At 49.9% G+C, this 24862-nt stretch carries 21 protein-coding genes; 2 read left to right on the plus strand and 19 right to left on the minus strand.

The genetic code is table 11. The features are described from left to right. Positions 1–169 precede the first annotated feature (169 nt). Genes HP567_RS23790 through HP567_RS23870 form a run of 17 tightly spaced genes read right to left on the minus strand, consistent with a single transcriptional unit; the run spans position 170 to position 18189 of the window. Entirely contained in the window at positions 170–1129 is a 960-nt protein-coding gene (locus tag HP567_RS23790) for an ATP-grasp domain-containing protein (RefSeq protein ID WP_173610943.1), read from the minus strand. Then, positions 1130–2401: a diaminopimelate decarboxylase gene (locus tag HP567_RS23795; protein WP_173610942.1), complete on the minus strand. Its 1272-nt coding sequence runs from the start codon at positions 2399–2401 to the stop codon at positions 1130–1132. Next, positions 2394–3566: a DegT/DnrJ/EryC1/StrS family aminotransferase gene (locus HP567_RS23800; protein WP_173610941.1), complete on the minus strand. Its 1173-nt coding sequence runs from the start codon at positions 3564–3566 to the stop codon at positions 2394–2396. The genes HP567_RS23795 and HP567_RS23800 overlap by 8 nt, the downstream gene beginning before the upstream one ends. After that, positions 3566–4594, minus strand: a complete 1029-nt coding sequence (locus tag HP567_RS23805) for a GNAT family N-acetyltransferase (RefSeq protein ID WP_173610940.1) — start codon at positions 4592–4594, stop codon at positions 3566–3568. Before HP567_RS23805 ends, HP567_RS23800 begins: the two co-directional genes overlap by 1 nt. Next, positions 4563–5210, minus strand: coding sequence for a sugar transferase (locus tag HP567_RS23810; protein ID WP_173610939.1), 648 nt, complete (start codon positions 5208–5210; stop codon positions 4563–4565). Before HP567_RS23810 ends, HP567_RS23805 begins: the two co-directional genes overlap by 32 nt. Further along, positions 5194–6204 carry a polysaccharide deacetylase family protein gene (locus HP567_RS23815; protein ID WP_173610938.1) on the minus strand — a complete coding sequence of 337 codons (1011 nt, stop codon included), beginning with the start codon at positions 6202–6204 and terminating at the stop codon, positions 5194–5196. Before HP567_RS23815 ends, HP567_RS23810 begins: the two co-directional genes overlap by 17 nt. Continuing rightward, positions 6171–7409 carry a glycosyltransferase family 4 protein gene (locus HP567_RS23820; protein ID WP_229088241.1) on the minus strand — a complete coding sequence of 413 codons (1239 nt, stop codon included), beginning with the start codon at positions 7407–7409 and terminating at the stop codon, positions 6171–6173. The genes HP567_RS23815 and HP567_RS23820 overlap by 34 nt, the downstream gene beginning before the upstream one ends. Beyond that, a complete protein-coding gene (locus HP567_RS23825; RefSeq protein ID WP_173610936.1) occupies positions 7369–8571 on the minus strand; it encodes an O-antigen ligase family protein in 1203 nt (400 codons plus the stop codon). The genes HP567_RS23820 and HP567_RS23825 overlap by 41 nt, the downstream gene beginning before the upstream one ends. Next, a complete protein-coding gene (locus tag HP567_RS23830) occupies positions 8572–9288 on the minus strand; it encodes a phosphocholine cytidylyltransferase family protein (protein WP_173610935.1) in 717 nt (238 codons plus the stop codon). After that, positions 9233–10060, minus strand: coding sequence for a CDP-alcohol phosphatidyltransferase family protein (locus HP567_RS23835; protein WP_173610934.1), 828 nt, complete (start codon positions 10058–10060; stop codon positions 9233–9235). Before HP567_RS23835 ends, HP567_RS23830 begins: the two co-directional genes overlap by 56 nt. A 15-nt stretch (positions 10061–10075) precedes the next feature. After that, the gene (locus HP567_RS23840; RefSeq protein WP_173610933.1) at positions 10076–11473 is read right to left on the minus strand and encodes a flippase; all 1398 of its coding nucleotides are present in this window, start codon (positions 11471–11473) and stop codon (positions 10076–10078) included. A 23-nt stretch (positions 11474–11496) separates the two neighbouring features. Next, positions 11497–12192 (minus strand): CpsD/CapB family tyrosine-protein kinase, encoded by a 696-nt coding sequence (locus tag HP567_RS23845; protein WP_173610932.1) that lies wholly within the window; start codon positions 12190–12192, stop codon positions 11497–11499. Beyond that, entirely contained in the window at positions 12167–12919 is a 753-nt protein-coding gene (locus HP567_RS23850) for a YveK family protein (RefSeq protein ID WP_173610931.1), read from the minus strand. The genes HP567_RS23845 and HP567_RS23850 overlap by 26 nt, the downstream gene beginning before the upstream one ends. Further along, positions 12912–14000 carry an LCP family glycopolymer transferase gene (locus HP567_RS23855; RefSeq protein WP_173610930.1) on the minus strand — a complete coding sequence of 363 codons (1089 nt, stop codon included), beginning with the start codon at positions 13998–14000 and terminating at the stop codon, positions 12912–12914. The genes HP567_RS23850 and HP567_RS23855 overlap by 8 nt, the downstream gene beginning before the upstream one ends. Further along, a complete protein-coding gene (locus HP567_RS23860; RefSeq protein ID WP_173610929.1) occupies positions 13997–15892 on the minus strand; it encodes a polysaccharide biosynthesis protein in 1896 nt (631 codons plus the stop codon). Before HP567_RS23860 ends, HP567_RS23855 begins: the two co-directional genes overlap by 4 nt. 40 nt (positions 15893–15932) lie before the next feature. Next, the gene (locus HP567_RS23865; protein ID WP_229088112.1) at positions 15933–17213 is read right to left on the minus strand and encodes a nucleotide sugar dehydrogenase; all 1281 of its coding nucleotides are present in this window, start codon (positions 17211–17213) and stop codon (positions 15933–15935) included. Further along, positions 17206–18189 carry an NAD-dependent epimerase gene (locus HP567_RS23870; protein ID WP_173610927.1) on the minus strand — a complete coding sequence of 328 codons (984 nt, stop codon included), beginning with the start codon at positions 18187–18189 and terminating at the stop codon, positions 17206–17208. Before HP567_RS23870 ends, HP567_RS23865 begins: the two co-directional genes overlap by 8 nt. Positions 18190–18380: 191 nt before the next feature. Between HP567_RS23870 and HP567_RS23875 the strand changes: the two genes are divergently transcribed. Next, the gene (locus tag HP567_RS23875) at positions 18381–19919 is read left to right on the plus strand and encodes a glycosyl hydrolase family 28-related protein (RefSeq protein ID WP_173610926.1); all 1539 of its coding nucleotides are present in this window, start codon (positions 18381–18383) and stop codon (positions 19917–19919) included. Between the two features lie 55 nt (positions 19920–19974). On the opposite strand, the gene HP567_RS23880 is transcribed toward HP567_RS23875, so the two are convergent. Together HP567_RS23880 and HP567_RS23885 are read right to left on the minus strand one after the other, a co-directional pair. Next, positions 19975–20370 carry a hypothetical protein gene (locus HP567_RS23880; RefSeq protein WP_173611003.1) on the minus strand — a complete coding sequence of 132 codons (396 nt, stop codon included), beginning with the start codon at positions 20368–20370 and terminating at the stop codon, positions 19975–19977. Between the two features lie 111 nt (positions 20371–20481). Continuing rightward, positions 20482–23688 (minus strand): DNA translocase FtsK, encoded by a 3207-nt coding sequence (locus HP567_RS23885; RefSeq protein ID WP_370648034.1) that lies wholly within the window; start codon positions 23686–23688, stop codon positions 20482–20484. On the opposite strand from HP567_RS23885, the gene HP567_RS23890 reads away from it, so the two are divergent. Further along, a complete protein-coding gene (locus HP567_RS23890) occupies positions 23582–24856 on the plus strand; it encodes a hypothetical protein (RefSeq protein ID WP_173610925.1) in 1275 nt (424 codons plus the stop codon). The two genes, HP567_RS23885 and HP567_RS23890, sit on opposite strands and share 107 nt — an antisense overlap. Positions 24857–24862: the final 6 nt, after the last annotated feature.

Here is a 24862-nt window from a genome sequence, read left to right on the forward strand (position 1 = left end):
GGTCTGTAACACTCCTGCACTTTGATTAAGTAGGCATCACGTGGACGCTCAACTACAATTGTAGCATATTTCAGCAATACAGCCACTGTACAATATGGGGCAGGTACGCAATATTTATCTTGTTTTTCGCTTCCCTGCCCTTTCCCGCTTCTGAGGGATTTTTTTCCCTTCACTCCAGAAGCATGACCTCATCGTATTTCATCATGATGCTTCCTTCCTTGTACTCCCCTACTTTCGGTACATTCACCAGACCCTTTACGTTTTGGAGAAGCGCACGGACGCTGTTCACTCCGCTTTCGTGAGCATGCGGATACCCTCCGCCAAAGCGGGGATTGATCTCCGACACAACGTACTGATCTCCCACCAAAAAACAATCGATGTCAATGGGCCCACGCGGCTCCAGGACACGAATCAGTTCCTTCGCTAGCGATAGCAGACGCGGATCTTTTACCGCGAGTGAGCGATCCGTCTCCCCTGCCCGCATGCGCAGCTTTTTGCGGGTGAATAGTGTCACCAGCTCCCCCGAGATCAGATCCACATAGCCGTCCACTCCGTACTCCTCTGCCTGCAAGAACGGTTGAATGACGACATCCTCCGTGTTTTCCATGAGCATGGACCATTCTTGATCATTCTCCACACGTGTGATGCCTAAACTGGCACTTCCATACCGCGGCTTGACAATCAATGGATATGTAATCTGCCCTGCTGTAAGCGCTGCTTGTACCTCATCCACTTTTGTAAAGGTGGGAATGGCGGGAATCTGATGCGCGGACAAAAAATCATACGTAGCCATCTTATCCAAGCACATCTGGATTACATCCCGATCGGACACGATCACCTCGATGCCCTGCATGTAGAAACGATCTGCATATGCAGCCAACAGTGTCAACTCCGGGTCTATTAAAGAGAGGATTGCCTTGATCTCGTAGCGTTGGCAAATGTGCAGCAGGGCATCGAGATAACCAGGATCGTCGATACGCGGCACCTGCTCATGATAATGGGCAGCGTACAGGGCCGGGGCTGTCGGATCGCAGTCGACTGCGATGATTTTGCCAGTGTCACCCCATTCGCGTACAAAATAGTGGAGCAGCTTGACTCGTCTGCCTACACTGGTCACAAGTACGTTCATTCAGTTCACGACCCCCTGCTTGTCAACGTGAAAACGATAAACCGATTCGGGTATGAATTGTTGGAGAGTCTCTTTTCCCCTGACAATGACTGTATCTTTTCCATCGATAGCGAGAACCGGCGGCCTCTCCCGAATAAAAGGTGGATTAAAGACAAGCGTATACGCCCCTACGTGTCCGAAGACAAAATAATCCCCGCTATCAGGCAAAGGTCCCGTATAGCTTTGAAGCAAATAATCTTTTTCCATGCACGTATACCCGACGACATGATAGCTCGCTTCGGGAACTGGCTTGCGGTTGCACACATGTCGGGCTGGCAAAGGGTGCGCGTGCATCGTCGGCTTGACATTGTGAATGCTGCCATCCACGAGAACAAATCGCTCTCCTCTGTTTTCTTTTACATCGATGACCTGGCAAACGAAATCAACGGCATCTGCCACAAGTGAAATACCCGGCTCCAGAATCAGCAACGGAGCGTGATCCAGCTCTGCCAGCTCCTCCTTCATGACTGACGTAATCGCTTCGGCGTACTCCTCAAAGGTTGGTGCAGCCGTCATCCCGAATGAGGTCGGGAGCTCGCCAAAAAATCCGCCTCCCATATCGATAAAAGCAAGCCGCTCACCCAAATGCTGTTTTCCCAAACGGCATAAATAGCGCGCAATTTGGCGATACACACCGACACTGCGATTGGTGGAAAAGTGTCCATGCAACCCGACTACATGCACATTCGGGGCGACAGCCAATTGACTCAGGGCTTTTTCCAAATTGCCGTTTTCGACGCAAAAACCAAATCGGCTGACCTCGTACCCATTTTGCAGAGGACTCACGCCACCCCTGGCCAAATCCACATTAATCCGCAGCCCGATCCGAAACGTCTGCTCGGGATACTGCTTGGCGTAGGCCACCACCCACGGGATTTCCGAAAAAGAATCCAGATTGATCAGGCTCCCCTGCTCCAAGACAAAATGAATGTCCTCTTCCGTTTTGAGCGGGCCGTTAAAAATGATGGACGCAGGGTCGACGCCGAGTTTCCGTGCCAATTCGTATTCCAGTCGAGAGACGACTTCAGCATGCGCCCCTAGCTGATGCAGCTTTTGGCATAAAAACGGCAAGTAATTGGTCTTATACGAATACGCGACGACTACATGCTCATACCGCTGGGTAAAAGCCCGTTGGAAACGACGATAGTTCTCGGAGAGCTTCACGGTGTCCAGCACGTAATAAGAAGACGAGCAGAGGCTACGCCATTTTTCTAGCTGCTCATAACTATACATGGCGCACCCCCCGTTCCTGGTTCAGGAGGCAGCTCATGATCAGACCGATGACCCGCTCCTGTTGTTCAGCAGTCAAGCTGGAACCCGACGGCAAGCAAACACCTTCGGCAAACAGCTGATCTGATATACTCTCATCAGGTTGGTGCGGATAGTATTGGCATTGTGCGAACAACGGTTGTAGATGCATCGGCTTCCACACGGGACGGGCTTCGATATTTTCTCTACCCAGTGCATCGATCAATTGTGCAGCAGAGAGTGTCGTGTCAGCTGGATTCAGTCTCATCACCGTTAGCCAGCGGGTGGATCGCCCTGTCGCCGGCTCGGGCATGAACGAAATGCCAGGCAATTGTCCGAGGGCTTGTTCATAACGCTTATAAATCCCTCGCCTTGCCTCGATTCGCTCCTCCAAGACGCGCAGCTGCCCCCGGCCAATTGCCGCCAGTACGTTGCTCAACCGATAGTTGTAGCCCATCTCTTCATGCTGGTAATGCCTCACTGGCTCCTTCGCCTGCGTCGACCAGAAGCGCGCCTTTTCAATCGCCTCAACGTCATCGGAGACGAGCATTCCACCACCTGAAGTCGTCATGATTTTATTGCCATTAAATGAAAAAGTCCCAACATGACCAAAGGCACCGCTCATTCTCCCTTTGTATACAGCTCCTAACGATTCTGCTGCATCTTCCACCACGCGCACCCCATACTGCTCACAAAGCGCCATCAACGGCCACATATCTGCGCTCTGCCCATATAAATTGACGATGACGACCGCCTTGGGCAACTTGTCCGCTGCTGCAGCTTCCTGCAAGGCTCGCTCTAATGCCTGCGGAGACATATTCCAGGACCCTTCCTCGGAATCAATGAATACTGGAGTCGCTCCCTGGTACAGAATCGGATTGGCACTGGCGACGAAGGTGAGACTGGAGCAAAACACCGTATCACCCGGAGCCACACCGGCTAGCCTAAGGCCGAGATGGATAGCAGCCGTTCCAGAGGATACAGCCAGCGCAGCTTTTACGCCGACATACTGGGCAATCTCCCGCTCAAAAGCATCGACGTGTTCCCCCAATGGTGCAATCCAATTGGAGGCAAAGGCGTCTGCCACCAACTCCTGCTCATCCTCCCCCATATGTGGCGGTGATAAAAAAATCCGCTGCTGCGCACTCATTACGACGTCCCTCCATTGCGATAGGCAGGAAAGAAATCTTGCTCGCCAGCCTGATCGACCTGTAGTTTTTGGCACAAAGCCAGATACACTTCCTCATCGTGAACTTTTTTGCCCATCCAGTACGGAAAATGATTGCCGTTTGCAAACGAGGACTTGAAACGGAACAAGCCATCCCCATCCAAATTCCCTCCTCCAAGGAGAAGTAGCTGTGCTCCATCTTGCTTTGCCTGCTGGATCATGGCGTCGAAGAGGAGGTGGTTGACGCCAAGCGCCATGTCTTCCGTATGGGATGCCCCTAGCTGATAATGGGCGAATTGATTTCCACTGAGCAAAAGTACTCCCGCCACCGGCCGATCCTCATGCATGGCAAGCAGAAGCCGCGGCTTGCACAGCTCTGTTTTTTTCATGAGTCCCCAAAAAAATTCAGGTGCATAGTAATAGATCGCCGCGGCTTGATTACGGTCCATCGTCTCCCGATGCAGCTGGATAAAAGAAGGAAGCCAATCGGTTCCGCCCAATGTAACCCGGACGTCGTTTGCCGCGGCCTTCCTGATATTTCGTCCGACGTTTTGCGTATAGTGAGCACGAATGTAGGAAAGTGTGGGGCGCAAATCGACAGCCGTTACCATCCTCACCAAATCCAGTCGCATTTGATCCGCAAACAGCTCCGCATTTCCCAGCAACGGATGAAAGCGGACCGTTTCTGTCAGATAGTTTTTGTACCGACAGTAGACGTGGAATTGCTCCTGGAACAATCGGGCAGCCGTCTGTCCTCCCACGACAAATGGCCCTCCGTATCCAATCGAAACCAAATCCGCATAGCCGGGAATCCACCCATCCAGACGTCTGACCAAATACGGGTAGAAAACCTCGTTCTCCCCACTCTTGAAAAAGACAGCTTCTGGCGTGCCCTGCTCCATTTTGGCGTATAGCTGCACAAATTCTTTCGTGTAGGACACGTCTAATTTGAAAAACCGTCGCAAATATTCGGTCCAATCATCCTGTTCCGACAGTACGATCAGGCTCACATGCTTCCCTCCCAGCGCGCTCTGTGTTTTCACTCCCTCTGAAGTCTTCTACCGTGACGCTGCCCAGTTGATTTATGCCTGTCGATTGAAAAACACGCTTGATCGTCAGACCGATAATCCGCATATCCAGTAAAAAGCTGCCATTTTCTACATACCAGACGTCCAGCTCGAACTTTTGCTCCCAGTCAATCGCATTTCTTCCATTGACCTGCGCCCAGCCTGTAATCCCCGGCTTTACGTCGTGTCGTTTTAACTGCCGCGGCGTGTACAACGGCAAGTACTCCATCAGTAGCGGTCTCGGCCCTACGAGGCTCATTTCACCGCGAAGCACATTCCATAGTTGTGGCAATTCATCCAAGCTATACTTGCGCAAAAGCGTTCCGAATGAACCCAGCCGCTGCTCGTCAGAGAGAAGCACTCCACTCTCATCACGCTCATTGGTCATCGTGCGAAATTTGTAGATAAAAAAAGGTTTTCCGTGCAAACCTGGTCGCTCTTGTACAAACAAAACCGGAGACCCCAGCTTCCAACGGATGAGCAGACTCACCAGCAAAATCAGCGGGGACAGCATGACGAGCATCAGGAAGGATACGCCACGATCAAACAAGGACTTCATGCCGCACCTCCTGTTGATTCCACTTCGCTGCCGCTTCCTCCATACTGAGGCTCTGCATGCCGTACCTCTCGCGTAACATGGAGTAATGCTGGAGGATTTCCTCCAAAAAGGACAGATTCTCTTCCATGTGGTTCCCGAAGTTTTCCGGATGCCACCATAGATGGTACAAGCGATTGTGCTCTGCCGTATGAGTCAGGTCGCGTTTGATTCTTTTCATGCGCCATTTTTCCAACCTCTGTAGTCGAGGATGATAAGGACGCAAAAACCGACTGGATGGAACATCGACCATTCCCTCTGGACTACGCTGCAATGAAACATAATTGTTATGACCGGAGAGATTCACATACGCATCCATCAGTCGCATGGCTCTTTTGAACAATGTCTCTTCGGCAGCCCCTTGTGTGTGATACATCCAAGACTGCTCGTTGCCGCGATAGGAACGAAACCCCTTTTTCTTGCACAAAGATAAATAGGCAGGCTGTACCTGATTTCGCGGAAAAACGATGCTGGTAGGGGAGTATCCTTTTTTGTGAGTCACTCGATGAAAAGAATCAAGGTCAGCAGCAAAAGCTTCGGGAGTCTGTCCCGGCTCCAGACAATAGTAGTGGGAAAGGGTGTGGCTTCCGATGAATTGATGCGGGTAAGAGGATATCAGCTTGATTAAGGAAGGAGCAAAATGATACGGGTCGACCTGCTCATGCTCTCCGATCGCATCTGTGTCCATATAGGGATAGGGTGACAGCTTTTCATCGGCATACGCCGGGAGATGCCATGGGACGACACTTGCCAGCTCCTTGCGCGACTCGCAAAACAAAAAACCGACAGTCGCCCAGGTGACGTGCATTTCATACTTGGCAAACAGCTCCAAAAGTGCGGGGATCACTTGACGAACGCCTAGCAAATTTTGCTCATAGGACTGAATGGTTCTCTTGTCTCGGACGCCCCAGTAAAGTTCAAAGTCTAGGGAAATGACGAATGCTCCCGTCTTGTCCAATCTTCTCCGCTGCCTCCTTTCTCCTGCTCTCTTTCTTCTCTCAGCTGACCAGTCAGTTGGGCAAATAACGCCGCCTGCTTCGCGAGGACCGTTCGCTCATCAAAGTGCTCAAGCGCGATACTGCGGCTGTTCTGCCCGAATGCTTCTCTGAGTCTCGAATCCACTACGAGCTTTTTTAAAGCTGCATACAAGGGACATATCTGTTTTGGTTCTACTAAAAATCCGTTGACCCCGTCTCTGACTTCTTCCCGACATCCACGGATATTCGTGGCGACGATCGGTTTTGCCATCGCCATTGCCTCAATGATGGATCGAGGCAGCCCTTCGCGATGAGAAGGAAGGACAAAAATATCACTGGTGGCCATCAACTCCGGGATGTCTGTGCGGAATCCAGCCAAAATGATTTGCGGATGCTGTCGACAAAGCTCCACGAAGTTTTGCCCCCGCTGATCGCGTTCACTGGAAGACACGTCCCCCACCAACAAGAGGCGCAGACGTGGAAATTCGCCCGCCAGCTTGCGAAAGGCCTCCAACAGCTCAAAAATTCCTTTCTCCGAGACCATACGTCCTACATAGGTGATCACCACATGATCATCCCGCAGCCCCAGTGAGGACTTGATGGACTGGACCTTTTCTCTCGTAACGTGTCGCGGGTGAAAGCGTTCTGTGAGATCAACACCGTTGCCAATATGCAGAATCCGCTCCGCCTGAGAGGAGAAGCCATCCTGCACGCTCAACTCGTAATCCTCCCGACTTTGAAGCAAAAGATAGTCAGTCATATGCCGGGCAAACCATTTTTCCAGCGTGTAATACATCCGATACGTTCTTTTGCTCATGCCCTCATGAAAGAAGTAGCCATGTGCTGTGTAAATGACATGCGGCACTCCTGCCAACCTTGCTGCCACACGCCCGAGAACAGCAGCGATCGGTGTATGAACATGCACGACATCATACTTCTCCCTTTTCATTAACCGATACAATGCCCCAATCGTGACCAGATTGGAAATCGGGTCGATCTTTCGCTTAATGGGGATACTTCTGAGCGTCAATCCCTTTGCTGTTAGCACATCAAAGCGCCCTGTATCCGAACACGCGGTATGCACCTCGTAGCCTTCACCCATCAGCTTTTCAATCAGGGGAAACAGCAAGCTTTCTACAGAGCGGTCAATTGCGCATACTTGTAAGATTTTTTTCAAGCAGATCACCGCCATTTTTGATCTGACGCGTATTGATTTCGGCTGTCACAAAATACAGCGCGAGCATGATCCAGAAAAACGTTTCGCGAATTCCATTATGAGTGAGTCCGTACAAAATTTGGAAAAAAAGCGGATACCAAGCAACCAATCGATGCCCACGAACCGCCCCATAAATCACGAGAATGAACAACACCGTGCCCATTACGCCGTAGGAAAAGAACAGGTTGGCTAAGGTAGAATGGAGTTCCAACGAAATGCTGCTGTTAAATCGCTCGTACATCCCTTCCCCTGCTCCGAACAAAATGTACTCCGGATGGTTGGCAATCCGGTCATAGCCCCGCGCTGCCCAATTGTCATCCGAATCTTCGCCGAGTGTGACCATTCGTTCTTCGATTTGTGTGTAAATAGAAGCATCGCTCAGCACGTTTTCGTTGGTGTACAAATAGATGAAGAAGACAGTGAAGGACGAGACGAGCACGCAAAGGAGATTCATCCAAAACAAGCCCGTGCGTTCTTTGATCGAGAGGAGCAAAAAAACGAGGTACATCCCTACGGCACTAATGATCGCTGCTTTTGACAGGGACGCTGCAATGATGCTAAACGCCGTGCCGATCGCAACAAAGAGAGGAATGGTCTTCACAGATACGAAGCGGGCACACAGCAGGCATATCCCCATGCACAGAAGCCCAAAATAGCCGAGCTGGTTCGGATTGTTGAAGAACAAGGACTGCCTGAACTCGTCACTATCCGGTGACAGTCCTGACACGAGAATGAATGCCTGAACGAGCAAGGAAGTGGACGTAGCCAGGAAGACCCATTTGACGTACTCTTGCGGGTTGCGCCTGAACAAAATAACCAGGGCAAGCATCACGGCTCCGTTGTACAAATACCACTTGGTCGAGCTGAATACATCCATTTCCCCGCCGAGTGCAATCGCCCATATGCCGTTCACCATCATAATGTCGTACAAAAACAGAAGGGTAAGGAAGAGAAAAAATCCGAGTCTGCGGTTGACCCGCCCCAAGCGAAACAAGAAGCTGTAGGCGATCAAGATCAGCATAATAAAATCGGCGATTTGCGGATTGCCACTTGGGAAGAAGTAGAAGGGCTTAAGTACCACATATAGCAAAAGAAGGATCTTGTCCGGTGAGAGCTTTTCCTTGATCATCATTTACCTGTGCGCCAGATGGTTGGTGAATTGCAGGATTCGCCGATAATCCTCCCACGTATCAACCTCTGCCCAAAACAATCCCGATGGTATTTGTGCGACATACACATTCCTTTCCCCCAAAAAAGAATAGAGGACATTTTCCCACCACAAATCATACTGCTTCTCCTGAATCAACCTTTGTACTCGCCGCAAAAATATTGGCAGAAAGCTCTCTTGAAGCTTGGCAATTCCAACGTATTCGCCAGTTGTCTCTTCCAGTGAGAGCTCCTTTCCATGGCGGAGCAAGAGTCCGTTTTCATAGCCAAATTTATAATCCCCCTCATAGCGACGCACTGGATCAGCAAACATGACAGGGCATCTGGTCTCTTGCAACACGACCTCCAGTACCTTCGACTCAAAGTAAACGTCGGCGTTCAACAGCAAGCAGTCGCTTCCTTGCAAAAACTCGCGGGCGAACCAGAGGGACACCATACTATTCGTCCGATCATAAAAAGGGTTGTGATAAAAACGAATCGGTTCATCTCCGAGCAACTGGGTAATCACGTTGGCTCGATAGCCCACCACCATCGCGATCTCATCAATTCCGTGGCGCCTTAGCTCCGTTATCGTATTTTCAATGAGCGCCTGGTTTCCGATGTCCACTGTACACTTGGGAATACCGTCAATTTGCTCGTTGATTCGTGACCCGAGACCTGCTGCCATGAGCAGTGCCTTCATCCGACTCCCCTCCTTCTTTCAGAGATGGCATGACGTATTTGATGTTCAGCTTCAGCTTGTACATCGATCTGGCCAGTCCGACGAACAGGTGGTAGAAGGTCCATAGGAGCAAAAATAGCATCTGACCGCTGATTGCCCACAGGAACGCGGTAACGAGCACGCCCAACTGATAGCCCGTTTGGGTAAGAAAAAGGAAGACAAAAGCATCGATCCATTTGCTGCGCTTTCTCATAGAGACTGTTTCGTGAGAGATTTTCCCTTGACTAAAGACGAGATCGGAGCCATTCGTCGCCAAAATCTCTGCAAAAATCGTCAGCAGAATCAAATAAAGCAACCACGGCCCCAACATCGCGTGATGATTGATGATGCCGTATATCACACCGAATGACACCAGGTAGAGTGCATAGTTGAGCCCGATGTCCAGCCATTCTCCTCCCTTGCTCTTCTGGTTGCGCATGCGGGCCACTTCCCCGTCGACGCAATCCGCCAAGTAGCACACCTGACAGAAGAAGCAGCCGAGCAGAAAGGATGCCGCCGTTCCATACATAAATGCTGCAGCGCTTAGGAGCCCGGCAACAATCCCCCCCATTGTAATCGCGTTGGGGGAAATGCGTGTTTTTCGGGTCAGCAATAAGCTCACGTAGATGGAGATGCGACGAGTGAAGTAGTACGACCAAAATTCCTCCCTGCTCCACGGCTTCTGCACCTGCAGACGGCAATGGCGTGTCTCTTCACTATCCCAAAACATAGACGGATACAGCTCATCCTTCACGGTAAGCCACCTTCTTCATGACCTCGTCTCCTGGAGCGAGACGGAATATTTTTCGGACAAAAACGGGATATACCACGTGCGAAATCCAAAATATTTGGATGCCCAATACGAAGCACAAAGATCTCGACAGATCAGGCTGATTGATGTAGCAATGGCGGCCCCGATAATTCCATACAGCGGAATGAGGCAAGCGTTTCCGATTATGTTTAGTGCAGCTGAACAGACAAGAATATTGCGGGCCGTTTTCTGATGCCCGGTCATCGTCAATAAGGGGATAACACTCCCTGTGCAAAAATTGACAAACTGCCCCATGCACAAAATCACTAGGACGAGGCTCTCACTGGCAAACTCTTCGCCAAAAAAAGTGAGCAACGGAACGGCGAATAGCGCCACTAGCAGATTGAGAGGAGCAGAGGTGAAGAAAATGAGCCGATTGGCAAACGCAATCATCTTTTTCAAGCCGTCCATATCATTACGTGCGTACAGCTCAGAAAACTTCGGAGAGAGGATCGTATTGATGGAAATCAACGCAAAGCCCGTCACCATTGCCAGACGAATGACCACACTGTATACTCCGACGGTTTTGGCGTCCGTAAAAATCCCCAGCATGATCATATCTGTCCACGTCATAATCAATTCCATCGACGCACTGAGATACATCGGGAGTGCGACTGCAATAATTTCCCTCAACCTAACACCGGGCTCTCCCGCAGTCGGCTGTACACCGCTACGAAATCCTCGGCTCGTCGCATACCACTGCCCCATCCCATAGACCGCATTCAAGATAACAGCAGCTGCGAGCAGTTGAATCAAGAGCATCGTACTGGGTTCGAAAAAAGGAATGGCGATGAAGAGAAACGCCAAGTGCAGAAAACGCATACCGACGATATCGACAGTGATCGAGATGACAACCCGATGCAGTGCCCGAAATGCAGATGCATACAGCCTGGCGAGCGACACAAACGGAAGCATCCACGCGACGACTCTTAGTGCCTCTGCTGGCAGCTCCCCTGCAAACACGTAGGCGGACACCTGCTCTGAGAACAGATGCAAAAGTACCCCAAGCACAATCGAAATCAGCGTAGCCCACAGCACTACTTTGTTGAAGACTTCGGAAATCTGATAAAGTGAGCCTTTCGCGCGAAACTCCGAGAGAAAGCGGATGATGGCTGTATCCGTCCCCAAAACGGCCAGCACCATTCCGATATTCATCAGGGTGATCGTCAGCGAATAGATGCCCAGGCTCTCGGCTCCATACTCTCTGGCAATGTAGAACTGCAAGAGATAGAGTAGTACGAAGCCAAGGAGCCGAAACAAAAACGTGAAGGCCGAGCCGCGAATCACTTCGTGAACGTCGCGATCTTTATTGAGACGGCTCCATTGTCGTTGCCAAGCTATTTTGAGGGCATGCATGTCTACAAACGCCCCACTTTCTGCTATGCGTTGTACCCGTATCCGTAGTAGCCTTCTCTCTTTCCTACCTTTTTGTTGTTGAGAACAACACCGAGCAAGTTGGCGCCTGCTGCTTTTAACTGCTCTACCGCCTTGACAGCAGAATCCCGCTTCGTCTTGCTTGCATCCACAACCATGACACAGCCGTCCATTTCCCTCGCCAGCACCATTGCGTCGCTTACGATTAGTGGCGGACTGTCGACAATCACAAAATCGTAGTTGTGGCGCAGATAGTCCATCAATTCCAAGAGCCGTGGCGTCCCGAGCATTTCCGCTGGATTATGCGGGATCGGCCCTGCTGTAATGATCGACAACTCTGATACCCCAGACGGTTGGATGATATCGGGAATCTGGCACATATCCGAAAAGTAAGAACTGATCCCGTACAGATTCGGCATATCAAAGGTGAAATGCACCCGGGGATTGCGCAAGTCAAAATCAAGCAGCACCGTTTTCTTGTGATCCTTTGCCATCATCAAGGACAGGTTGGCAGCGGTGATCGTTTTTCCCTCAGAAGCCCCTGGACTGGTGACTAAAATCGTTTGCATCAGCTTGTCGCCCATGGAAAACTGAATGTTCAAGCGAAGAGTACGGTAGCCCTCTACCAGCGGAGACAGCGGCTCCCAATGGGCGATCAGCTTTTGATAACGATCATCAGGCTTCTGCCTTCTCATACTCATTCCTCACTTCCTCCACCTTGGGCTGGCGAAATGCCTTCCGTGTTTTTTTGTCAATCACCGCAATCGTTGCCAGTACAGGTAAACCTAAAAACTCCTCCACTTCTTTTTCCGATTGAAGTCGAGTATCCATCTGCACAAGCAAGAAGACGACGACCATAGATGTTGCCAACCCGAGGACAAAAGCGATCACCGAATTGAGGATCGGTTTTGGGCTCACGGGAATGGCCGCCGGATTGTTTCGGGCTTCCGCCAAAATATGCACGTTGTTCATGCTAAGCATTTTGACGACTTCTTCCTGAAAGGTCTTCGCGATGGTATTGGCGATGAGCACAGCTCTGCCCTGATCCGGGTCTTCTACCGTAATGGAAATGACCTGCGAGTCCTTGACTGGCTCCACTTTCGTTTGAAGAAGCAGATCCTCCATCGTAGCGCCGGCCCCGATCACTTCGAGCACGCGTTCCATCACCCGTGGACTTTCAATAATGACGCGGTAGGTCTCAATCAATTTCAGATTGGAATCAATTTCTGCGACAGATAGCATGCTCTCTACGGTTGAATCCAGCGAGCGATTCACTAATATTTCCGTCTTAGCCTGATAAATCGGTGTCAGCAAATAGAAGCTCACGAGCGCTGTTCCGATGGTGCACAAAGAAGTAATCAAAAGGATCAGCTTCCATCGCTTCAACAACATCAAGAGTATTTCACGAAGATTAAGCTCCTCATTCATCCTGCTTCCCCCTTTGCCCCGCCATGCTGTCACTTCCTTCTTTCGGCAGTTGTACGGGAGGTTCGATTTGTTTTTGAAAAGTTGAAAGACTCTCGGTCAATCTCTCACGCTCTTGCGGGCTGACGATATAGTAGTAGATTCCATTGATCATTTGACCCTTTCCTTCCAAACGAATCGTCTCGACGGAGGTAACTGCCGTGCTGTAGCTTAGGGCAAGCTGTTTCATCACATCAAAGGTCATGTTCGTTTTCACGTATTTCCCCATCGTCGTAAGGACATCATTCAATCGGGTAGGCGATGCAAGAGTTACCCCTTTATCCAGCAATGCCTTGATGATTTCCTGCTGTCTTTCGTTGCGCCCGAGGTCGCCTCTCGGATCTTCGTAGCGCATGCGAGCGTAGACCAAGGCTTGCTTCCCGTCTAACTGGATGGGACCTACCGGAAAGGTGTAATCGGCATAAGTAAAGGCAAGCTTGTTGTTGACTTCCACTCCGCCCAGCGCATCGATCACACCTGCGAATCCTTCCATATTTGCGGTCACCACGTAATCAATGGGAAATTGGAGAAACTGCTCGACGGTGTCTACTGCCTGCTGTACGCCGCCGAATGCATAGGCATGATTGATCTTATCCTGAGTACCTTTGTGAGCGATAGCGGTTCGCGTATCACGCGGTATGCTGATGAGCAGCGCAGATTTCGTTTTCGGGTTGACGGAGAGTACGAGGATGACATCTGAGCGTCCCTTGTCATTCTCTCTCTCATCAACGCCTAGAAGCAGCAAGGTGATCGGTTCTTTGGGCAAGATAGCGGAATTCTCCACTTCAGCCGCAAGTGGTGTTGTTGCACCTTGGGAATTTAAAGCCGGTGTTTGTCTCACAGATGCTGGTTCAGTCGCTACAGGTATCTCCACAGATTTCTGCGTGCGGATAGGGAGGTACATTTTGCTGGCGGTTTCTTTTAACGACAGATAGACGTACACACCATAACCACTCAAGCCGATGAGACAAATCAATCCTCCCCATGCAAGCATCCGCTTCCACTTAATCGTGGCGATCTTTTCCTTCCATTTGCTGACGCTCATCCGATTGCCACTGGATAAGGGACTGGCGTAGACTCTTCCTTCACATAAGAAGTGGATTGATAGCCTGGAACGATCCCTTGCAAAATCTCGATAATGGATTGTTTGTCCTCCATCGTCGCTCCCTTGTCTGCAATTTGCTCCAACCGGGCGATCCCTGCCAAGAGCTCATTCCAGGAAAAATCGAGCGGCTTGCCTATGAAGATGCGATTATGGCAAGTAGACGACAAGCCTTCTTCCGCCGTCAAAATTTCTTCGTACAGCTTCTCACCCGAACGAATTCCTGTGAATACAACCGGAATATCCTTACCCGGCTCCAAGCCTGCCAAGCGAATCAGGTCGAGGGCCATATCAACAATTTTGACCGGTTTCCCCATATCGAGAATGAAGATCTCCCCTCCCTGAGCGAGTGCTCCCGCCTGGATGACGAGCTGGGCAGCCTCAGGAATGGTCATGAAAAATCTCTCCATATCTGGATGTGTAATAGTAATCGGTCCACCTGCCCGGATTTGATTGAGAAAAACGGGAACGACACTCCCCCTGCTCCCCAGGACATTTCCAAAACGAACAGCCGCAAACCGGGTAAGTCCGAAATGGTTATACCCCTGGATCAAAAGCTCGGCGATCCTTTTCGTGGCACCCATCACACTCGTTGGATTCACTGCCTTGTCCGTCGAGATCAGGATGAAATGAGAGACGCTGGTTTCCAGTGCGCATTCCGCTACGTTTTTCGTACCCAGAATGTTGTTCTTTAATGCCTCACACGGGTTGTTCTCCATTAACGGCACATGCTTGTGGGCTGCCGCATGAAAAACAACGGCGGGACGATATTCATGCATAATCGAAGCAATTCTTTGTCTGTCACGAATATCTGCAATCAAGCTGACTGTCTCCTGCTCAGGAAACAAACGCGAGAGCTCCAGGCTCATTTCAAAAATCCCGTTCTCTTCATTCCCCAAGAGAAGAAGTTTCCTTGGGCCAAATCTAGCTATTTGTCTGCAAAGCTCGGACCCAATCGAGCCGCCCGCTCCTGTCACGAGTACGACTTGCTGTCGCAAGTAGCCTGTAATCTCTTCCAGATTGACTTGAACAGGCTCCCTTCCCAATAAATCCTCCAACGCTACATCCCGAATCATGTTCATCGTGATTTTTCCACTGATGATGTCTGCTACGTGCGGCAAAATTTTGACACTCGCTCTCGTCGTTTTGCAAATGTCGAAAATCTCCTTAATTGTCTGTCGGGAAGCGGATGGCATGGCAATCACGATGTCTGAAATGGAAAGTCGTTGCACGACACGGGCGATATCAGCCCGATTCCCTACGACCGGCAAGCCGTACACGCGCAGATTTTGTTTGCTGGGCTCATCATCGATAAAGGCCACTGGACGCAGTTCCGACAAAGGTGAGGTTTTCATCTCTCTGGCTACGAGCACACCTGCGTTGCCTGCCCCGATAATCAATGTGCGCCTGCGATCCTGCGTTCTTTTCTCCCGCTCTTCATTCCACCACTTCCATACAAACCGGGAGCCTGTGATGCCGAGCAAAACAAAGGCTAGCGTCATCAGAAAGAGTGAGGTGGGAAATCGGATAGACCAACTAAGCAGGTACGTCATTTTGAGTACCAGGTAGAGCGCCAAAACGGAAAAGCTCGTGGCAAAAATGATCGAGACCAGCTCGCGAACACTGACATAGCGGAAAACAGGTCGATAGAGTTGAGCAAAGTGCATGCCTGTCACGACGAACAGTACGTGGCCAATCATCAAATACATAGGTTGATATTCGCTTATCTCCGTGAAAGAAAAATCAAATCGAACCAGGCAGGCTAACCAGACAGCCAAGCTGATAATTCCTGCGTCCGATAAGCTTAACCAGAATCTTCTCTTCCGGTAGCTCATATTCATCCGCTCCAGGTGATCTTTATTCAAAGAATGGTCATCATAAACGCCACAGGCTAATTTCTGCCGGGCATGTTTCGCGATTTAGCACGCTTTTCACGTCTGCGATGACACCTTGCCCCTGATACAAGAGCCCGGCAAGCTCCTCCCATCCCAGGTGCAGATATCGCTCATGAGGTACGGCCAATACGATTCCGTGGGCAGGCTGCAGGTCTTCCCACTCTCGCAATTGAATGCCGTATTCCTCTCTCGTCCGCTCTGGACAAGCCAATTCATCTGTCACTTGGACCTCTACTCCGAACTCCTTCAGTTCCTGGACAATGTCGATGACCCGACTATTGCGAATGTCCGACACGTTTTCTTTAAAGGTGATGCCCATAATCGTGATCCGCGAGCCTTGAATCGCAATATTTTGCCAGATCATTTGTTTCACGAGTGAGGTCGCGACGAACTTGCCCATCCCGTCATTGATCCGTCGTCCAGCGAGTATGACCTGCGGATGATAACCGACACTCTCCGCCTTGTATGTCAAATAGTACGGATCGACGCCAATACAATGACCACCGACGAGTCCCGGAGAGAACGGAAGGAAATTCCATTTTGTTCGAGCGGCTTCGAGCACATCTGCCGTTGAGATGCCCAAACGGTCAAAAATAATCGAGAGCTCATTGATCAAGGCGATATTGATGTCGCGTTGCGTGTTCTCAATCACCTTGGCTGCCTCAGCCACCTGAATCGAGGGCGCTTTGTGAATACCTGCCTCTACAATCAGCCCATACATCTCGGCAATCGTTTCACACGTCTGGCGATCTTGCCCAGAAACGACCTTGACGATCTGGGACAATCTCCGCTCCCGATCCCCCGGATTGATTCGTTCAGGTGAGTAGCCGACATAAAAATCAATCCCCGCCAGCTTTCCAGACGCTTGTTCCAATACAGGAATACAAATCTCTTCTGTTGCCCCTGGGTATACTGTCGATTCATAGACGACGATAGTCCCTGAACTCAGGTGTTGCCCAACGCTTTCAGACGCGAGAATGAGTGCCCGCATATCGGGCCGTTTCGCAGAATCGACAGGAGTGGGCACCGTTATGATGATAAAATCGCACGCTGCGAGACTTGCAGGGTCATCTGTATACATGATGTTGGCTCGCTTCAGCTCATCTGTCGACATCTCTCCCGTTTCGTCCATTCCACTCTCCAGACTGCGTATGCGTCTTTCGTCTATGTCAAAACCAACCACTGGAAGCACTTGGCCAAAAGCAATCGCGACAGGCAGTCCTACATATCCAAGACCTACGACTCCCACTTTTTTACGCATGAGCGACACCATAATAGCTGACGTACCAGTCTACAAATCGAGATATCCCCACGTCGACTGGTGTTTTTGGGCGAAAGCCTGTCGCCTCATACAGAGCTTCTACTGACGCATAGGTAGCAGGAACATCCCCCGGCTGGATGGGCAAATAGTCGCGAACAGCCTTTTTCCCCAGCTTCTCTTCCAAGATTGAGAGAAACGAAAGTAAATCGATCGGCTGGTGATTCCCGATGTTGAACACCTCATGCGGCGCTTTATCCCCCTCCCTTTGCGGGATTCGATTCATCAGTCGCAGCATCCCTTCGACGATATCGTCCACATACGTAAAGTCCCTCGTCATGTTGCCGTAGTTGAAAATGCGGACAGGCTCTCCCGACAAAATCGCCTTGGTAAACGTATAGAGCGCCATATCTGGTCGGCCCCAAGGCCCATATACCGTAAAGAAGCGAAGTCCCGTCGCAGGCAAGCCGTATAAATGACTGTAGGTATAGGCCATCAGTTCATTGGCTTTTTTCGTTGCTGCGTACAAGCTGACCGGCTCATCTACGGGATCGTACTCCGCAAATGGTAGCTTTGTGTTCCCTCCGTAGACGGAGCTTGAAGATGCGTAGAGCAACTGCTTGACCCTCGACCGACGGCATCCTTCCAAAATGTGCAGAAACCCGGTGATATTGGAAGTCGTATAGGCGTGAGGATTTTCCAGACTGTACCTGACGCCCGCTTGAGCGGCCAAGTGAATGACAATTTCCGGCTCCATCTCTCGGAACAACTCGTCCATTTTGCTCTGATCTGCAATATCCGCTTTGACAAAACGAAAGGATGGATACGCTTGGAGGATTTCCAGTCGGTTGCTCTTCAAGACCGGGTCGTAATACTCATTGCAATTATCTACCCCCCAGACCGTCTGTCCTTGTTCCAAAAGCCGTCGTGCTACATGAAAACCGATAAATCCAGCTGCACCAGTCACCAAAATCGACATACTATCCACCTCTTTGCTTATTCATACGGAGGTTCTAGGACAAATATGCCAGTGGCTGCCCAAAGTTTATGGAACACATTTTTATGTAGTCCATGCCCTTTTTACTAAATGGTTGTCAACATTTGAGAAATGGTTGAATGAAATGAAATGAAGACAATCTTGTCTACCAATTACTGGAGGAGAATGCTTTTATGTGGATTGATGTAAAAACACACGGAGCAAAGGGGGATGGAGTGACCGACGATACCCAAGCAATCCAGGCTGCATTGACTGCTGCTCTGAACCTGCAAATTCCATTATTTTTTCCTGCTGGCACCTATATCATTGAGCCAAACAGACTGGAGGTCATCCTAGGAGCAGGAAAAAGCCTAGTGATGCAGGGAATCGGTCCGTTTTCCGTGTTAAAAAGGAAAGCCAATTCATCTGGCGCAGATTGGCGCTGGCTTTTCTCGATTACGTCCTCGGGTGGTGATGCTGATTCTTTTGTGGTCTCCAACCTGAAGATTGATTCCAATGCAAGAGCAAATCCGCTGCCACCCGATCCTTACGATTACGAACATAGCGCTGATTTCTACATTCGTGGTGGAGGTCCTAGTAGCTATATCAATTACGTAGCGCTACAACAAGTATGGTGTACGGATGGAGTCGCCGACCATTTTTACTTTGCCGGGGAAACGAACTGCTATGTCCGCACGGTGCAAATTACCGATTTTTATAGCGACAACCGCAAGCGTACACGCTCAGACATTACCGTGACGGGTGGCCTGGAGCGGCTGAATGCAACGAATGTAGCTTGTGATCGTTTTGAAGTCGAGCTCAATCAAGGGTACGACGGAGCCACACCCATGTTCGTAAACCTGAGCAATATCTCTTGCCGTCAACAGCTCGACTTGGAAGGAGATTTGTCCTCCCCGATGGTCGTGCAAGGTAGTAATCTGGTTTCGCTCGCCAGCTTCAGTCTTACTGGCATGACAGGCTGTATCAGCTCCTCGGTTTTTTATACGGCACCTGATCAGAAAAATCGGGTGAACTTTATGAAAAACATGACTTTCAGCAACTGTCGCTGGGTACTGCATACAACCGCGCAAGGAAGTACAAAGACGGTAGGTACTGGTATAACCGTGGATTATTCGGATGTAGGACTTGTATTTGATGGCTGTAGCTTCGAGGCCAATGATACAGCGGCTTCCATCGGCGGCTACGCCTTGAGCTTGGAGCCATGGGATGTGCTCGCCGAGCGGCATGTTACCGTGAGAAGTTGTTCGTTTGACCCTCGACTGACCCAAAACATTTCATTGAACCGCTGCGGAAACGTCTATCTCATAAACAACCGTTATTCCGGATCTGACCACGCGATCATGCTCTACGGCACTGGAACGTACCCATTGGTAGTCACCGTGGATGGTGGCGACTTCAGCCAGGTTACCGGAAAAATGTTTTATCACAAGACTTCGGATAAAATAACCCTCTCCATGAAAAACCTCCCTGTTCCTGTCTCCCTCACTAGCGGCTACAAATCCGAAAACTCTTCCTATATCCCAACTGTTTCCATCAACGAACGTGTGGTGTATGTCGCAACAGCCCCCAGCGCCTCCGTCAAATACGGTGGTCTCAAAGGCGATACTCTGCGCTTGATCACTCCTGTAAACAATCAACCATGCGAATGGATTGCAACTACGACAAATAAGACTGCCTGCACTTGGCTTGTGACCAAAACAGCCAAAAGCTAAGGGGAATGAAAAACATCCATCTGCCCCTCGTCGTGGGATAGATGGATGTTTATTATTAGGCAATACGCTCTAAATCCGGATTGTACCGTTTCACGTAGGTAAAAATTTCTTCTCCAAGCAATTGCGTTCTCACTAGCTCATCTGCCCGTTCACTCAAATGCCGGGTGAGTTGATTGGTTCCATTTTCGATGCGTCTTTTGGCAGCCTCAGGCAGTGTCAATACATGCGGTACGAGCAATTGCAGGTACCAAACGCCCTTTTCTTCCTCGGAGACATCGATCTCCAGTTCCATGTCCGGACTGTCGAAATCGTACAGCTGGTTAAAGAGCCATTCTCTTTTTTCCAGCGTCATTGCGGCAATGTCGATTTTTTCCACGCTCAAATAATACTCTTCATTGAACAAGACAAGTTTATCGTCAATTTCCTGATACTTTTTCGCCAGCGGATTCATCGTCATCGATCCTTTCCATCTCACATCTATTTTATAGCATACTACCTTACTGAATATTTAGGCAACTCGTCCGTTTAGAAAGGGCCTTGCTCCATGCAAGACCCTCGTTTTCTACAGGAGTGTCGATCCCTCCACTACGGCTTGTGCGTCCTCCTTGGAAATAAGGACAGCGCGAGCCTTACCGCCGCTTTGGCCTGCGACGTATCCATCTGCCTCCATCATTTCGATGAGACGGGCAGCACGGTTATATCCGACGCGGAAACGACGTTGCAATCCAGATGCAGAAGCTTGACCCTGCTCGGCCACGAACACGAGCGCTTCCTGATACAACGGATCGTCTCCACTGTCAAACGATGCAACCTGCTGCTCCAAATCCTCTTTGCTGAAAATATACGCAGGCTTTCTTTGCTTTTTGATCATGTGCGTGATTCGCTCGATCTCGTCATCCGAGACGAAGTTCCCTTGCAGACGAACCGGAGTCGTGCCGCTCTCAAGGAACAGCATGTCCCCTCTACCCAACAGTCGTTCTGCCCCAGATTGATCGAGAATCGTACGCGAGTCAACTTGGGAGAATACGGCAAAAGCAAGACGCGTCGGTACATTTGCCTTGATGTTTCCGGTAATGACATCCACAGATGGGCGCTGTGTCGCCAAAAGCAAATGAATACCGCAAGCACGTGCTTTCTGAGCGATCCGGATAATGCAATCCTCGACATCCTGCGGCGAGACCATCATCAGGTCAGCCAGCTCATCGATGATGATCACGATATAAGGCAGCTGATCATCTGTCGTCTGATTGTAGCGATCAATATCGCGAACACCCGCATCTACGAAAAGAGCATAGCGCTTCTCCATTTCTTCCACGGCCCACTTGAGAGATGCCGTTGCCTGCTTGGCCTCTGTCACGACAGGCGTAACCAGATGAGGCAAGTGATTGTAAGGCGCGAGCTCCACCATTTTCGGATCGATCAAGAGCAATCGCACCTGCTCAGGAGTCGCTTTGTACAGCAGACTGACGATGATCGAGTTGATGCACACACTTTTACCCGAGCCTGTCGAGCCGGCAATCAAACCGTGCGGCATCTTTTTAATATCCGCAATAATCGGCTCTCCGCCGATGTCCATACCGAGTGCGACCGCCAGCGGAGATGAATGCTCCTGAAACTTGTCTGAACTGATGATCTTCTCGATTAATACAGGTTGGCTGGACATATTCGGGACTTCGATCCCAATGGCATTGCGTCCTGGAATCGGTGCCTCGATGCGAATATCTTTGGCAGCCAAATTCAGCTTAATATCGTCAATCAATCCCGTAATCTTGTTCACTTTTACCCCGGGAGCCGGTTGCAACTCAAAGCGTGTCACGGATGGGCCTTTGACAATCCCTACGACCTGAGCGCTGACATTGAAATTCGCGAGCGTCTCTTCCAATAACAGCTTTTGAATTTGGGTATGCTCATCGTCATCATCGCTGACCGGCGGGCTCGGATTCAGCAGTCCCAAATCCGGCAAGGCGTATGGCGGCTGTGTGGACTCTGCTCCTTGGTCAGCTTCATTGGACGAGTCTTTTACCGGAGCTGACGCAGGCTGCACCGCCCTGGATGCCTGGGACATGTTCACGGGCTGTGCTGTGGATGAAGCAGGGACTGGGGCTGGAACGGTTTCTGCAACAGAGGTTGCAACTGGTACTACAACCGGTTCCACAACGGACTCCACAATTGGTTGAACAATGGATTCAGGCTCAGTTGGTTCTGTTGGTTCTGTTTGCTCTGACGTATCTTCGGAGACCGAACCCACTCCTGCTGAACTGAGCTCCAGTGTATCTACCTCTGCTCTCTCTAGCAAACGACTGATAGCAGGTGCATAGGCAGGCTCTTCGACGCCATCGCTCTCTAGGGCCGTATCGACTGCTTGATTCTCCTCACCAACAGAAGGAACGTTAACGCCATCATGCTCGCTTTCCACCTGCACAACCGCACTGAGTGTAGTAATCAGTCTATGCTCGGCTTCTTCATGTGCTTGCCGCTCTTCCATCGTTTGAGAGGAGACTGTAGGTTCTGGTTGCCCAATAGACTCCGATACCACTTCTTCCTCATGCACATCAGCCACCGTCTCTTCGACTTTTGGCTCGAATGCGTCAGAATCAGAATCTTGCAGCGCCGTCGCTTTTATTTCTTCTACTACCGTCTCTTCCAATTGTACGGAAGCAGCAACTTCTTGTTCTGAATCAAGAGCATCTGCCACAGCAGTCTTTGCAACAGCATTTTCACCTTCGTTATGTACAGAATCATTCGTAACAAAAGCATGCTGCGGTTCATTTTGCTCAGTAGATGCAGACTCTTGCTCCTCTGGAAAATACCGCTCGCTTATCTCTTGTTCCCACTGCTTCATCTGCTGCAAATGCTCTTCTTGTTCCAAGCGCGGGTAAATGATTCCCGCAGTCGTATGGATGCGATGTTCCGCCTCGCGCGTCGCCGGAGTAATCTTCCCGTAAACAGGCGAAACGATTTCAGAAGGCTGATAGGCACGCTTTTCTTCTGTAGAAAAAACGGTTCTCGTCACTTTTTCCACTTCTTTTTGCGGCGTACGGACGGGACGCTGCGGTATCTCGCTGTTGTTTTTGACAAGCTCAGGTTTCTTTTTCTCGAAAACGGGCTCTGTCTTTGTTTCTGGCACGCGATCATTGGCTGGCCGCATCGTTTCACGCTTCGGCTCGAATCGCTCACGAGGTGCCTGTTGGCGACTGCGTTCATTCGATTCGGAAGAATTTACGCTTTGATTGCGCTTCCTCTCCAAATAGTCATCCGGGACAACCGGAAAACGAAATTGACGCTCTCTTCTTTGACGCACATTGTCTTCTGTATCTCGATTGTCTACCCGCTCTTTTGGGTATATGTTTTTTGTTCTCGCCTGAGGCTGAGGCTGACGGGGAACGGGATTACCTGTTGGGTTACCGGTACCTGCTGGACGGCCTTCTTCCTCTATTTCTTCTTCTCTTTCTCCCTGAAAAAAGTTCATCAGCTTTTGAAGCCACGACCACATGTTGCAACGCCCTTTCTTCACTAACCATCTTCTCCCCTTCATTTTACCACGAAAATGAGGCAGAATTAGCCGGATTGTGATTTTTTTCCGTTTTTGCGAAACCTTTTCTCTATTTGTGCGTAGAACAAAGGGGGAATAAAAAATAATATACATAGGGGAGGAACACATCATGTGGAAAAAAGGTAGCGCCCTTCTGGTAGCAGGTACAGTACTGCTGACCGGTTGTGCAGGAGAGGCATCCCTGGTGCGTGATTCTATCGTAGCGACAATTGACAAGCCTAACTATGATTTTGAAGGCACTTTGAAGCTGACAGGCGACGTTGAGAAATTGCCTGAAGCATTCGGAGAACCGGTTGACAAAGAAGGGCAAGCATTGTTGTCCGCTTTGAAAGCAGGCGTAACAGTAAAAGGCTCCCAGCTGGATCTGGACACTGTGAAGTTTGAAGTGGAAGTAAAAGACGACAAGCTCCTGCGCGACAACAAGCTCTGGACAGGTGACAAAAAAGCATCCGTTGAAACCATCGTTGACGAGGATAAAGTCTACGTGAAGTCTCCACTGGACAGCAAGTACTTGGTAATCGATTCGAACTCTTCCAATCCTTTCATGGCTGAGCTTGGCGGCTCCGATGCTGCTAACGCTGCGAAGCTGAAAGAATACCAAGACAAAATGAACGACCTTACTTTCAACTTTGTGAAAAAGTATGTGAGTAAATATGGCTATACATTGGCTGACGCGAAAAACCATGGCAAACAATCCGTAACATTGCCGAACGGTGAAAAAGTAGAAGCAACTCATGTAACTGTAAAAATCGACGCAAAAGAATTGGTAAAAATGTTCTTCTTCACAGCTAACGATGCAGTAGCTAGCAAAGAAGTAAAAGATTTCGCGATCGATATGATGGTACTGACCACTTCCATGACAGAAGATCTGTATCCGGAACTGGGCAAGAAAACCACAGAAGCTGAGAAGCGCGCAAATGCGGAAGCGATGGTAAACGAAGGCATGGCTGAAGCGAAAAAATGGTTGGATGAAACAGGTAAAGCATACACACCTGAAAAAATCGTAGAAGAAATGAAAAAAGAAGGCTTCCACAAGCTCGCTTGGAACCTCGACTTCTACATCGACAGCAACAAAATGCCTGTGAAACAAACAAGCGATTTGAGCGTAACTTTCCAAGCTCCTGAAATGAAGCAAGCTGTAACAATCGGTCTGGCTGCTGATCAATATGCATACAACTTCGGAAAAGCAACCAAGTTCAGTGCGCCAGCAAAAGATGCTGGTCTGACTGTAGAACAGCTGGTGAAAGATGAAAAAGCAATCAACAGCTTTAGCGACAAAGGCTTTGTTCGTCCAATCGCTGAAAACATGGTTGATCAACAAAAATGGATGGAAGAATTGGCTGAGGATCTGGAAGTTGAAGAAGCAGCGACCACTACGAAGTAATATTTT

The sequence above is a fragment of the Brevibacillus sp. M2.1A genome, from assembly GCF_013284355.2.
Lineage (GTDB): Bacteria > Bacillota > Bacilli > Brevibacillales > Brevibacillaceae > Brevibacillus.

Bases quoted from the DNA above. Each gene is read 5' to 3' on its own strand.
- HP567_RS23890 (WP_173610925.1), top strand. From the start codon at position 23,582: ATGTGGAAAAAAGGTAGCGCCCTTCTGGTAGCAGGTACAGTACTGCTG.
- HP567_RS23865 (WP_229088112.1), bottom strand. From the start codon at position 17,213: ATGCGTAAAAAAGTGGGAGTCGTAGGTCTTGGATATGTAGGACTGCCT.
- HP567_RS23810 (WP_173610939.1), bottom strand. From the start codon at position 5,210: ATGAAGTCCTTGTTTGATCGTGGCGTATCCTTCCTGATGCTCGTCATG.
- HP567_RS23795 (WP_173610942.1), bottom strand. From the start codon at position 2,401: ATGTATAGTTATGAGCAGCTAGAAAAATGGCGTAGCCTCTGCTCGTCT.
- HP567_RS23800 (WP_173610941.1), bottom strand. From the start codon at position 3,566: ATGAGTGCGCAGCAGCGGATTTTTTTATCACCGCCACATATGGGGGAG.
- HP567_RS23870 (WP_173610927.1), bottom strand. From the start codon at position 18,189: ATGTCGATTTTGGTGACTGGTGCAGCTGGATTTATCGGTTTTCATGTA.
- HP567_RS23825 (WP_173610936.1), bottom strand. From the start codon at position 8,571: ATGATGATCAAGGAAAAGCTCTCACCGGACAAGATCCTTCTTTTGCTA.
- HP567_RS23850 (WP_173610931.1), bottom strand. From the start codon at position 12,919: ATGAATGAGGAGCTTAATCTTCGTGAAATACTCTTGATGTTGTTGAAG.
- HP567_RS23875 (WP_173610926.1), top strand. From the start codon at position 18,381: ATGTGGATTGATGTAAAAACACACGGAGCAAAGGGGGATGGAGTGACC.
- HP567_RS23855 (WP_173610930.1), bottom strand. From the start codon at position 14,000: ATGAGCGTCAGCAAATGGAAGGAAAAGATCGCCACGATTAAGTGGAAG.
- HP567_RS23790 (WP_173610943.1), bottom strand. From the start codon at position 1,129: ATGAACGTACTTGTGACCAGTGTAGGCAGACGAGTCAAGCTGCTCCAC.
- HP567_RS23860 (WP_173610929.1), bottom strand. From the start codon at position 15,892: ATGAGCTACCGGAAGAGAAGATTCTGGTTAAGCTTATCGGACGCAGGA.
- HP567_RS23880 (WP_173611003.1), bottom strand. From the start codon at position 20,370: ATGAATCCGCTGGCGAAAAAGTATCAGGAAATTGACGATAAACTTGTC.
- HP567_RS23830 (WP_173610935.1), bottom strand. From the start codon at position 9,288: ATGAAGGCACTGCTCATGGCAGCAGGTCTCGGGTCACGAATCAACGAG.
- HP567_RS23840 (WP_173610933.1), bottom strand. From the start codon at position 11,473: ATGCATGCCCTCAAAATAGCTTGGCAACGACAATGGAGCCGTCTCAAT.
- HP567_RS23845 (WP_173610932.1), bottom strand. From the start codon at position 12,192: ATGAGTATGAGAAGGCAGAAGCCTGATGATCGTTATCAAAAGCTGATC.